Source organism: Agrobacterium sp. SORGH_AS_0440, assembly GCF_031453135.1.
In the GTDB taxonomy this organism is placed as follows: domain Bacteria; phylum Pseudomonadota; class Alphaproteobacteria; order Rhizobiales; family Rhizobiaceae; genus Agrobacterium; species Agrobacterium pusense.
Window position 1 is genome coordinate 587,169 of record NZ_JAVIYR010000001.1, and the last position, 11,670, is coordinate 598,838.

The window sequence follows — 11,670 nt, forward strand, 5'->3', positions numbered from 1 at the left end:
CAAGCCAGCCGTCAGCATTGCAGTCTGTCGTCCGTGGCACAGCGCGGAGGCAGGTAGACATGCAGATCAAGGACGTTATCGACATTGTAGAGGCCGCCAGCGCTACGCTTTCAGGCTCAACCTTCAATGACGTCAATCTTTCCGGCACGGTCTTCGACAACGTCAATCTTTCCGGGGCGAGCTTCAACAATATTAATTTGTCAGGTGCGTCGTTCACGGATAACAACATGTCCGGCTGGTCGATCGATGACGTCAATTTTTCCGGTCTGAAACTGAGCAACTCAAATCTGTCCGGTGCGCAGATAACGTCATGCCGAATGACCGGCATGAAGATCGACGGCATTCCCGTCGAGGATCTGATGGCTGCCTACAAGGCGGCACAGCAGCAGACCTGATTTTACTCCACTAGTCTGAATTCCAGCATCAGGTTGCGCTGGAGGAAAGAGTGGTTGTCATCAGAAATGATGACGAGGCGCGTCGAACCATCCGGCCCCTTCACCACATCCATGCCTTCCATATTGTCGATCTGGTAGGCCATGCCGGCTTCCATGAGGATTTCACCATCCACCACCGCGCCCGGCCGGATATCAGCACCATGTATGCGGCGGATGCGCATGCCGACGCCTTCGGCAAAATTGAAGCGGCGCTCGAGCAGCAACAGGTCGCCATTGGGCAGGAATGCGCCATCAGTCACGTCGAACGAGGGATGGTGGGTAACCGCGAATGTGCCTTTCAGCGGCCCCTCAAGGATCGCGGCGAGAAGATTGCCGTCCGCATCAATGCTTTTCTCCGCAACGACGACGAGAGCGCCGGCGAGCGGCGAATCGGCTGGCGAGACCGCGAGCGCCTCCATGCCGCCATTGTGGCGCAGCTCATTATTGGGAATGAGATGCGGCAGACGGCCAAGTGGCTTCGAGGTGGCAAAGCCCGGATCGGGATAGATATCGATCCTGTGGCGTTGCTCGTAACTGACGAAAACCCTGCCGCCGCGCAGCGCCAGCCCTTCCGCATCCATCTCCATCTTGCGCGGCGGTTCGCGACCGTTCATGTCCAGCATCGGGGTAATACGGACTTCAGCAAGACCAGACAACGCCCCGACAGCGTCACGTGTCACCCTACCGGTCAGCCAGTGACCGGTATCTAGCACCGCAACGAAGTCTTCCCCGTTGGGGCGGAACCGAATGGAGGAGATAGCGCCGAACAACTTTTCCGGCGCACTCATCACCATGCCGCCAATGAATTCCAGCTTGCCAAAACGTTTTTCGCTGGTGCCGACCTCGAAACCGGAGAGCTGACGGACGCTGACCGGCACATCGATGGCGGACGCGCCAATGGAAACCGGACAAAGCGATACGGCCGCCAGAATGGCGGCCATCAATAGCGTTTTGCGGGCGGAGGACGCCCCGCCCTGCTTATCCCGCACGACGGACCCTGCGGGACGAACCGGCAGCGCCGCTCGTATCTTCAAAGAGCGCCGCGAGCTGTTCGGTCATCGCGCCAGCCAGCTCGTCCGCATCCACAATGGTGACCGCGCGGCGGTAATAACGTGTCACGTCATGACCGATACCGATTGCCAGCAGCTCCACCGGCGAACGCGTTTCGATCTGCTCGATAACGGCGCGCAGGTGCCGCTCCAGATAGTTGCCCGGATTGACCGACAGGGTTGAATCGTCCACCGGCGCACCATCAGAGATCATCATCATGATCTTGCGCTGCTCGGGGCGGCCGATCAGGCGATTATGCGCCCACATCAGCGCCTCGCCATCGATGTTTTCCTTGAGCAAGCCTTCGCGCATCATCAGGCCGAGATTGCGCCGTGCGCGCCGCCACGGCGCATCCGCCGACTTGTAGATGATATGGCGCAGATCGTTAAGGCGGCCCGGCGAAGCCGGCTTGCCGCTGGCGAGCCATTGCTCACGCGATTGCCCGCCCTTCCATGCCTTGGTGGTGAAGCCCAGAATTTCCACCTTTACACCGGAGCGCTCCAGGGTACGCGCCAGAATATCGGCGCAGGTGGCGGCAACCGTGATCGGACGGCCGCGCATCGAACCGGAATTGTCGATGACCAGCGAAACCACGGTATCGCGGAATTTGGTGTCGCGTTCCTTCTTGAAGGAGAGCGGCTGCATGGGATCGATGATGAGCCTGACGAGGCGGGCCGGATCGAGATAACCCTCTTCCAGATCGAAATCCCAGGAACGGTTCTGCTGCGCCATCAGGCGGCGCTGCAGACGGTTCGCCAAGCGCCCCACAGCGCCCTGCAGATGAGCAAGCTGCTTGTCGAGGAAGGCGCGCAGACGGTCAAGCTCGGCCTCGTCGCACAGTTCCTCGGCGTGGATTTCCTCGTCGAATTCCTGCGTGAAGATGCGGTAATCGACTTTCTCGTTGAAATCATCGAAAGGGCTGTTGGGACGGCGGGTCTCGCCAGGCGTTTCGGAATCCTCGTCGAGATCGTCGGACATTTCCTCGTCCGACATCTCGGCGCCGTCCATCTCGCCTTCTTCCATTTCCTCCTGCGAGGCCTCGTTCTCATCGGCGGGCGTCGCGTCGGAGCCGGCCTCTTCCTCGACCTGCTCTTCTTCGGTCTCGTTGGTGCGCGGCTGGTCCTCGTTGGATTCCGCTTCCTGGCTTTCCGGCTCGTTATCCTCGTCGCCGAAATCCTCCGCCATCTGCATGGAGGTCAGCATCTTGCGCACCAGACGCGAAAACGCCTTCTGATCGCCGATCACCCTGGAAAGATCGTTCAGGTCGCCGGCAGCCTTGTCCTCGATGAAGTCGCGCCAGAGGTCGAGAACCTTGCCGGCACTTTCCGGCGGCTTTTCGCCTGTCAGCTTCTCGCGCACCAACAGCGAAACGGCTTCGGCAAGAGGAGCATCATCCTGTTTTGTAATACCGGCAAAATTCGCCTTGGCGTATTTTTCCGTGTTCATGGCATGGATATTGGAAGCCATGCCCGGCATGCGCAGCGCACCGATCGATTCAACGCGCGCCTGCTCTACCGCATCGAAGATCAACCGCGCTTCAGCGCCCTGCGGCGACATCACCGCATGGGTATCCGCATCGTGGCAGGCGAGACGCAGCGCCATGGAATCGCCGAGGCCGCGGGTTATCGCGATTTCCTGCGCGGTGGGTTTCTTGGAAATTTCCGGCAGGCGCATGCGCTCGCCGGCAAGACCCGGCCGTTCATTGGCGAAAACGACTTCGACTTCGGCATCGCCAGCGACGGATCGCACGCATCCGGCAATCGCCTGACGCAACGGCTCCGTATCGACCGCCGTACCCGGTTTCGCTCTGGAATTGTCGCCGCGCGCTGCCATTGTCTTTCCTGTCGATTGTCGACGCCTGCGGCCCACGCATCTCTGGATGCGCGATCCGCCGGCGTCCTCAAGTCATGGATGATCTTTTCCGGGCAAGCCGGGAACGATCAGGCGCTGAGAACGATGTTCGCAGCGCTTTCCTTCAGCTCGACGCCAAAGGCCCGCTGATACTGTTCGGCCACCAGCGTGCGCTCCAGCTCGTCGCACTTGTTGAGGAACGTCACGCGGAAGGCAAAGGCGAGATCGCCGAAGATTTCCGCATTTTCCGCCCAGGTGATGACGGTACGCGGGCTCATGACGGTGGAGAGATCGCCATTGATGAAAGCCGAACGGGTAAGATCCGCCACGCGCACCATCTTGGAGACGGTTTCGCGTCCCTTCGGATTGTCGAAGCTCTTCACCTTGGCGGCGATGATGTTCACTTCCTGCTCATGCGGCAGATAGTTCAGTGTGGTGACGATGGACCAGCGGTCCATCTGCGCCTGGTTGATCTGCTGCGTGCCGTGGTAAAGCCCCGTCGTATCACCAAGGCCGATGGTGTTGGCGGTCGCGAAAATGCGGAAGGCCGGATGAGGACGGATAACGCGGCTCTGGTCGAGCAGGGTCAGGCGGCCAGACGATTCCAGCACGCGCTGGATCACGAACATCACATCCGGGCGACCGGCATCATATTCATCGAAGACAAGCGCGACATTGTGCTGGTAGGCCCAGGGCAGGATGCCGTCCTTGAATTCGGTAACCTGTTTGCCGTCTTTCAGGACGATGGCGTCCTTGCCGACGAGATCGATACGGCTGACATGGCTGTCGAGGTTGACGCGCACGCAGGGCCAGTTGAGACGGGCAGCCACCTGCTCGATATGGGTGGATTTACCCGTGCCGTGGAAACCGGAGACCATGACACGTCGGTTGTGAGCAAAACCGGCAAGGATCGCGAGCGTCGTGTCGCGGTCGAAAAGATAGTCGGGATCGAGATCAGGCACATAGGCGTCGCCCTGGGAATAGGCGGGAACCCGCAGATCCGTATCAATGCCGAAAACCTCCCGCACGGACACCGTCGTGTCGGGCAGGTTGGAAATATCAAGGTCGATTTTGCTCATCACGTCTCCAAGGCGGGCGGCAGCCACCCGGCCACATCATCAATCAGGCGGTAAACACAGAAGTTGGCTTAGCAGAAACCTGACTGCTTTAACAATTGATATGCTTGAACAACAGCCCGAAAACGTTCTTCCGAACCACGATCGCCACCATTAGCATCAGGATGGTGCTTTTTGACAAGCTCCTTATAGCGCCTTTTTATGTCTTCCTGCTTTGCACTGGAAGAAAGTCCGAGCGTATCGAAGGCTTTTGCCTCCAGCGTCTTCAATTTTCGGTCCTGCTGCATGCGGGTGCCGCCTGCCTTCGAGCCACCCGCAAAACCGCCGGCAAAGCCGAAAGGATCACGGATACGGGCATTGCCGCTCGCCGTGCCGGAGCGCAGCGTGGAATGCAGCGGGCTGTCGCGGGCGGTCTTGTTGACGCCAACCGTCCAGGTGGGGCGATGCCCGGTGATCGCTTCCTTCTGGTAACGGGCGATCTCGCTGTCGGACAGGCCGGAAAAATAATTATAGCCTTTATTATATTCCTTCACGTGCTCAAAACAGAACAGGAAGAATTGCCCCTCAGCATTGCGGCCGACGGGTGCCCGGTGAATGCCCGGCTTGTCGCATCCGTCCCACTGGCAGGTTGGAGCCTGAACCTCAGGTTCCCGCTCCCTTTTCCGGCGCGTGCGGATGCGGTCGAAATATTTCGAATCCAGTTTCATGATGCCCTGATTATGGGGTGCGAAAAGCCGCACAACAAGAATTGACAAAGCGGAATGTTACAGGCTTTTAGGGAGCCCCCTTCAAAGACCGGCAAACAGAATTGGAGCCCTTCGAATGTCTCTGCGAGAGCGCATAGAAACCAAGCTTCGGGAAAGCTTTTCACCGGAGCGCCTGAGGGTCGTCGATGAAAGCCAGATGCATGCGGGCCACCAGCCGGATATCACAGGTACGGGCGAAACGCATATGCGTGTTCAGATAGTGTCGGAGAGCTTTTCCGGCAAGTCCCGCATCGAACGGCACCGGGCAATCAACGCGATTTTGAAGCCCGAACTCGATGCCGGGCTGCATGCTCTGGCGATAGAGGCAGCGGCACCGGGGGAAGCGGTGCGGTTTTAAGTAAAGGTTGTCATCAGAACCGAGAGCAAGCCCCCTTACCCGGCCCTTCGGGCTACCTTCTCACCGGCGGAGAGAAGAAACCGGGCGGCAACGCCCTTGCTCAACGCGCCAGCAACTTTTCCCCGTAGAGCATTGCCAAAACAGCTTGTTCTTTTTCCCGCCGGGGAGAAGTGCCGGAGCGGAGCGAGGCGATAAGGGGGCGCCCTCACCGTACCTCTCAGCGCCAGTTCACCCCGGATGCTTCTCCGACAGGAAGGACTGCACCTCGGATGCCGCAACGTCATCCGCCACGAAGGACTGGCCAATGCCGTGGGTGAGGATGAAGGTGAGCTTGCCGCCCTTGACTTTCTTGTCCTGCGCAATTGCCGTCATCAGCGTTTCGACGGGCGGCAATTCTCCAGGAATATCTTTCATCGTGGTCGGCAGGCCGACTGCCTTCAGGTGCGCTTCGACGCGCGCGGCATCGTCAGGACTTGCGAGGTTCAGGCGGGCAGAGAACTGGTGCGCCAGCACCATGCCGATGGCGACACCTTCACCATGCACCAGCCGCTTGCTGTCGTAATTGGTCGCCGCCTCCAGTGCGTGTCCGAAGGTGTGGCCGAGATTCAGAAGGGCGCGTACGCCGTTTTCCTTCTCGTCGGCCACCACCACGTCTGCCTTGGCCTGGCAGCTGGTCGCAATCGCCTGGATGCGGGCAGGGCCGCCGGTGCGGATGTCGTCCCAGTTCTTTTCCAGCCAGAAGAAAAAATCCGGCTTGTCAATCAGGCCGTATTTCACCACTTCGGCGTAGCCGGCGCGGAATTCGCGCGGACTGAGCGTATCGAGCACCGCCGTATCCGCCAGCACCAGATCAGGCTGGTGGAAGACGCCAATGAGGTTCTTGCCGTGGCGGGTGTTGATGCCGGTCTTGCCACCGACGGAGGAATCGACCTGCGCCAGAAGCGAGGTCGGTATCTGCACGAAACGTACGCCGCGGCGGACGATACCGGCTGCAAAACCGGCGAGATCGCCGATCACGCCGCCGCCAAGCGCGATTACCGCATCATTGCGTTCCACCCTTGCGGCTAGAACCGCATCGCAGACAGTGACGAGATGCTCGAAGCTCTTGGTCTTTTCACCGGCCGGCAGGGTCAGGGAAACAGCCTCGATGCCGTCCGTCTGCAGTCCATCCATCAAGCCTTCAAGATAGAGCGGCGCGACATGCTCATCAGTAATGATCGCCGCGCGCCGGCCCCTCAGCCGCGCCGAGATTTCGCCGCCCGCCCGGCCGATGAGGCCGGGCCCGATCAGAATGTCATAGGCGCGCTCACCGAGCGGCACATGGACGAGACGTTCATCGGCGTGGATTTCAGAAGGCGTCATGGGAATCAGTCTTTCTGTTCGATGCCGGCAATGGCGGCCAGCACTTCGGTCACGATGATTTCCTTGCGGACATCACGGGATTCGATGGTGAGATCTGCTTCCGAATAGATCGGATAGCGCTTCTCCATCAGGGCCGCCAGCGTGGCCCTGGGGTTTTCGGTCTTGAGAAGCGGGCGGTGATCACGCTTGTTCACCCTCTCCCACAACACCTCCAGATCCGCCTTCAGCCACAGCGAAATCCCACCACGGCTGATGTGCCGGCGCGTATTGTCGTTTATGAAGGCGCCGCCGCCAGTTGAGATGACCTTGGGCCCGCCGCGCAGCAGCCGCTTGATGACCCGCGTTTCCAGCGCGCGGAATTCTTCTTCACCATAGGTGGCAAAAAGTTCTGATATCGTCATGCGCGAAACCCGTTCGATTTCGACATCCGTATCGATGAAGGGAACCCTGAGCTGATGGGCAACCATGCGGCCTATCGCCGACTTTCCGGCGCCCATCAGTCCGACAAAGACGATATTGCGCCGTCCGAGCTTTGCCCGCGCTTGCTCCCCGAGTGTGGCCGGGACGGATAAATTCGTTTCGCTCATAAATTTGAAAGCCCGTTTGGCATGGATATCTGCAAATGTTTACGAAGCGTCAAGCCAAATTGCTGACTGAATTGCGGTGAATCACAATGATCGCCGCATGCGGCGGTGACAGTGGCAGGCTTTTTCAGCTTGCCGCCGGTTTCGCCGCACCGCATATACGTTTCGACCGCCACCTTCACGGAGCCGCCATGCCCACCCTCTTCCGCTTCACGATGATACTGGCGACCATCGCGGGGCTGGTCTATGGCGGCATGGTGCTGCTCGTCATGGTCGTTCAGCCCCGCGACCGCGAAGTAACGGTGCGCATTCCCTCGGAAAGGCTGAACCCACCGGGGGCAGAACCGGCAAGGCGCACCCCATGAGCGGTCAACCGGTGGCGGGGCGCGACAGCGCGCGGCTGGAGAGTTTTCTGGAGATGATGAGCGCCGAGCGGGGTGCAGCCGCCAACACGCTCGCATCTTACGAGCGTGATCTGACGGATCTGCGCGAATTCCTTGGGAGCCGCGGCCAGTCTCTGACAGAAGCCGCCACATCGGACCTTTCAGCCTATCTGACCCATCTTTCCGCGCAAGGCTTCGCTGCGACCTCGCAGGCGAGACGCCTCTCATCCATGCGGCAGTTTTATCGCTTTCTTTATTCGGAAGGCCTGCGCAGTGACGACCCGACCGGCATCATCGATGCGCCCAAGAAGGGCGTTGCCCTGCCGAAAACGATGAGCGTCGCCGATGTAAACCGTCTCCTTGGGCTCGCAGCGCAGGAAGCGGCAACCGAAGGTCCCGGCCAGCTCGCGCGCATCCGCATGCATCTGCTGCTCGAGCTTCTTTATGCCACCGGCATGCGTGTCAGCGAACTCGTCGCGCTTCCGGTCAAAGTGCTGCGTCAGGAAGGACGTTTCCTGATGATCCGCGGCAAGGGTAACAAGGACCGGATGGTTCTTCTTTCCCGAACGGCGATCGAGGCCATGGAAAAATATGAAGCCGCCCGAAAGGCGCTTGCCTCAGAAAAAGGCAAGGCAGCGAAAAAGGCCGAAGCGACGGATAGCCCGTGGCTCTTCCCATCCAACAGCAAGGAAGGCTATCTGCCCCGTCAGGTCTTCGCCCGCGACCTCAAGGACATCGCCATTCGGGCCGGGCTGCACCCCTCGGCAGTGTCACCGCATGTGCTGCGCCACGCCTTCGCCAGCCACCTCTTGCAGAACGGTGCGGATTTGCGCGCGGTGCAGGAACTGCTCGGCCACTCCGACATTTCCACGACACAAATCTATACACATGTGCTGGAAGAACGCTTGCAAGAGCTGGTACAAACACATCACCCCCTTGCCAAACAGGGCAAAAACCTTGATTAGAGCGACCGGAACCGCCGGATAATCCGGTCAAACCTTGCGCAAAACGATCGGAAACGGATCTCATGCACAATTATCTCGACTTCGAAAAACCTATCTCGGACCTTGAGGGCAAGATCATCGAGCTGAAGAAGCTTGCCGATGAAGACGAGAGCATAGACACCTCGGAGGAGATCAACCGCCTGGAATCGCGCGTTAACGATGCGATGCAGGACATCTATTCCAAGCTGAACGCCTGGCAGAAAACGCAGGTCGCGCGTCATCCGCAGCGTCCGCATTTCGTCGATTACGCCAAGGCCCTGTTTACGGATTTCACGCCGCTTGCCGGCGACCGCAAGTTCTCCGAAGACGCCGCCATTCAGGCCGGCCTTGCCCGTTTCAACGGTCAGCCAGTCGCAATTATCGGCCAGGAAAAGGGCAATGACACCAAGAGCCGCCTGAAACATAATTTCGGCAGCCCGCGCCCGGAAGGTTACCGCAAGGCTATCCGCGTGCTGGAATTGGCCGACCGCTTCTCGCTGCCTGTCGTCACGCTTATCGATACCGCGGGCGCCTACCCCGGCGTCGGTGCGGAAGAGCGCGGTCAGGCTGAGGCCATCGCCCGCTCGACGGAAATGTGCCTGAACGTGAAGGTGCCGATCGTCTCCGTCGTCATCGGCGAAGGCGGCTCGGGCGGAGCCATCGCGATTGCCACCGGCAACCGCGTCTACATGCTGGAACATGCAATCTACTCTGTAATCTCGCCGGAAGGTGCGGCATCCATCCTCTGGCGCGATTCGACCCGCGCCAAGGAAGCCGCGACCAACATGAAGATCACCTCGGAAGATCTGAAGTCGCTCGGCGTCATCGATGGTATCATTCCCGAGCCGATCGGTGGCGCGCATCGCGCGCCGGAAACCGTGATCGGCGCGACAGGCGACGTTATCGCCAAGGCGCTGGCCGATCTTTCCCAGCGCTCGGGCACGCAGCTTAGGGCCGAACGCCGCCAGAAGTTCCTGGATATCGGCCGTAATCTCTGAGGCGGCCTTAATTTCCGCCGCTATCGCCCCAACTCGGCCATAGTCCGGTCACATCAAAAGATGGATCGGCGGCCGCGGGGGCGGATCCGATTTGAGTTAAGAAGATGTAAACGGTTAATACCGTATTTAAATTGCACACGGAACGGTATAGAACTGCCGCCACTTCGTGCCATCGTCTTTCGGATCAGATCATGCGTTTGACACATTTTGCACTTCTTGCCTGTACCGCGCTCGTTCTCGCCGGTTGTAACGATACACTCGAAACCGTCGAACGTGATGTGTCGCACATCAAGAACAAGGTTGATTACCCGCTGTCTCCGTCCATTCTGGCCGAGATCGACAAGAAGGGCATGGACCGCACGTCGCCGATCATGATCCGTATCTTCAAGGAAGAAGGTGCGCTGGAAATCTGGAAGGCCAAGCGCGATAACCGTTTCGACAAGATTGCCGAATATCAAATCTGCGCATGGTCGGGAAAACTTGGCCCCAAGGTCAAGGAAGGCGACCGGCAGGCGCCGGAAGGTTTCTACAACCTGACGCCAGCCCATCTCAATCCGAATTCGAAATATTACCTCGCCATCAATACCGGCTTCCCGAACCGCTACGATGCTGCCAATGGCCGCAACGGCACCAACCTGATGATCCATGGCGCCTGCTCATCATCAGGCTGTTACTCGATGACGGATGCGCAGATTCTTGAAATCTACGGTTTTGCCCGCGATGCCTTCAAGGGCGGCCAGAAGACAGTTCAGCTGCAGGCATTTCCTTTCCGCATGACGGCGGAAAACATGGCACGTCATCGCAAGAGCGAGCACCTCGAATTCTGGAAGATGCTGAAGGTCGGCTACGACAATTTCGAAGTCACCAAACGTCCGCCGGAAGTGAATGTCTGCGAGAAGAAATATGTCTTCAACCAGCAGGCGGAAGGTGGCAGCTTCAACGCGTCGGCCCAGTGCCCGCCCATGAGCACGCCGCCCGCACTCGTCAGCGCGCTTTCGAGCTATGAGAAGACTTACGATCTCGCCTATGAAAAGGCGATGAAGAAATATGAAGGCATGGCCTGGTACGACCCGAGCGAAGCCGAGCGCAAGGCGCTGGTGGCCGAAAAGCGCAAGGGCCGCGAACCCGCCTATGCCCCGACGGGCTCCGCGCTGAAGGCCGGCAAGCTGATGAAGGAAACGGAATATGCCGCGCTGATGGAGAAGAAGGCCCAGCAGGTGACATCGTCTTCGCCAGCGACCACCGCAACCGCCTCGGCGCTGCGTGGCCCTCGCCCTTCGGCTAACCAGCCGGCCACGGCGCCGCAATCGAACCCGGCACCAGCTGCCCCGACAATGGTTGCCTCGGCTACGCCTGCAGCAGGCCAGACTGGCGCTGCTGCCCAGAGCGTTCCGGTGCCAGCCATGAACCCGCTTGCCTATTCCGCAGCCCCGGCGCCGGAAGCACCGGAGAAGAAGCCATTCTGGAAGTTCTGGGCTAAGGAATGACCGCAACAAGCGATATCGTCTATGATTTGAGGGGGCTTAAATGCCCCCTTCCGGTTTTGAGAAGCCGCAAGAAACTCGCAACGCTGAAGACGGGGGATGTTCTCACCGTCGAGACGACCGATCCTTTGGCGGTGATCGATATTGCACATATGTGCAATGAGGATGGGCATCGTCTGGTGGAGACGACGGCGCTGGATAAGGGCCATCGGTTTCGGATTGTGAAGGGTGGGAAAACCGACGTTTGACGGTGTCGCCGGTGGTTCACCCCCCTCTGTCCTGCCGGACATCTCCCCCTCAAGGGGGGAGATCAGTCGCTGTGGCCGCTCGTTCCCTCGCCAGTATGCTCGCTGCGACCGTC

The 11,670-nt window shown here is 59.5% G+C and carries 13 protein-coding genes; 7 read left to right on the plus strand and 6 right to left on the minus strand.

The features are described from left to right. The first annotated feature begins 59 nt into the window (after positions 1–59). Entirely contained in the window at positions 60–395 is a 336-nt protein-coding gene (locus QE453_RS02760; RefSeq protein ID WP_006697146.1) for a pentapeptide repeat-containing protein, read from the plus strand. 2 nt (positions 396–397) lie between these two features. On the opposite strand, the gene QE453_RS02765 is transcribed toward QE453_RS02760, so the two are convergent. The 4 genes from QE453_RS02765 to QE453_RS02780 form a co-directional block, all read right to left on the minus strand. Beyond that, positions 398–1,375 carry an esterase-like activity of phytase family protein gene (locus tag QE453_RS02765; protein WP_162719194.1) on the minus strand — a complete coding sequence of 326 codons (978 nt, stop codon included), beginning with the start codon at positions 1,373–1,375 and terminating at the stop codon, positions 398–400. 37 nt (positions 1,376–1,412) lie between these two features. After that, entirely contained in the window at positions 1,413–3,317 is a 1,905-nt protein-coding gene (gene cobT, locus QE453_RS02770) for a cobaltochelatase subunit CobT (RefSeq protein ID WP_037092701.1), read from the minus strand. Between the two features lie 107 nt (positions 3,318–3,424). Beyond that, positions 3,425–4,414, minus strand: coding sequence for a cobaltochelatase subunit CobS (cobS, locus tag QE453_RS02775; RefSeq protein ID WP_004445672.1), 990 nt, complete (start codon positions 4,412–4,414; stop codon positions 3,425–3,427). Positions 4,415–4,482: 68 nt separating this feature from the next. Then, positions 4,483–5,118 (minus strand): J domain-containing protein, encoded by a 636-nt coding sequence (locus QE453_RS02780; protein ID WP_004445673.1) that lies wholly within the window; start codon positions 5,116–5,118, stop codon positions 4,483–4,485. A 115-nt stretch (positions 5,119–5,233) separates the two neighbouring features. On the opposite strand from QE453_RS02780, the gene QE453_RS02785 reads away from it, so the two are divergent. Next, positions 5,234–5,515 carry a BolA family transcriptional regulator gene (locus QE453_RS02785; RefSeq protein ID WP_006697148.1) on the plus strand — a complete coding sequence of 94 codons (282 nt, stop codon included), beginning with the start codon at positions 5,234–5,236 and terminating at the stop codon, positions 5,513–5,515. A gap of 228 nt (positions 5,516–5,743) precedes the next feature. Here QE453_RS02785 and aroB read toward each other — a convergent pair whose 3' ends face one another. Together aroB and QE453_RS02795 are read right to left on the minus strand one after the other, a co-directional pair. Next, the gene (gene aroB / locus QE453_RS02790; protein ID WP_004445676.1) at positions 5,744–6,877 is read right to left on the minus strand and encodes a 3-dehydroquinate synthase; all 1,134 of its coding nucleotides are present in this window, start codon (positions 6,875–6,877) and stop codon (positions 5,744–5,746) included. A 5-nt stretch (positions 6,878–6,882) separates the two neighbouring features. Further along, a complete protein-coding gene (locus QE453_RS02795; RefSeq protein ID WP_309776336.1) occupies positions 6,883–7,464 on the minus strand; it encodes a shikimate kinase in 582 nt (193 codons plus the stop codon). Between the two features lie 188 nt (positions 7,465–7,652). Between QE453_RS02795 and QE453_RS02800 the strand changes: the two genes are divergently transcribed. The 5 genes from QE453_RS02800 (at position 7,653) to QE453_RS02820 (ending at position 11,557) form a co-directional block, all read left to right on the plus strand. After that, positions 7,653–7,826: a hypothetical protein gene (locus QE453_RS02800; RefSeq protein WP_034497628.1), complete on the plus strand. Its 174-nt coding sequence runs from the start codon at positions 7,653–7,655 to the stop codon at positions 7,824–7,826. Continuing rightward, positions 7,823–8,809, plus strand: coding sequence for a site-specific tyrosine recombinase XerD (xerD, locus tag QE453_RS02805; RefSeq protein WP_309776337.1), 987 nt, complete (start codon positions 7,823–7,825; stop codon positions 8,807–8,809). Before QE453_RS02800 ends, xerD begins: the two co-directional genes overlap by 4 nt. A gap of 62 nt (positions 8,810–8,871) precedes the next feature. Beyond that, the gene (locus tag QE453_RS02810; RefSeq protein WP_309776338.1) at positions 8,872–9,825 is read left to right on the plus strand and encodes an acetyl-CoA carboxylase carboxyltransferase subunit alpha; all 954 of its coding nucleotides are present in this window, start codon (positions 8,872–8,874) and stop codon (positions 9,823–9,825) included. Between the two features lie 191 nt (positions 9,826–10,016). Beyond that, complete coding sequence (locus tag QE453_RS02815) at positions 10,017–11,312, plus strand: murein L,D-transpeptidase family protein (protein WP_006697153.1); 1,296 nt, start codon at positions 10,017–10,019, stop codon at positions 11,310–11,312. Beyond that, entirely contained in the window at positions 11,309–11,557 is a 249-nt protein-coding gene (locus tag QE453_RS02820) for a sulfurtransferase TusA family protein (protein WP_044459152.1), read from the plus strand. Before QE453_RS02815 ends, QE453_RS02820 begins: the two co-directional genes overlap by 4 nt. Positions 11,558–11,670: the final 113 nt, after the last annotated feature.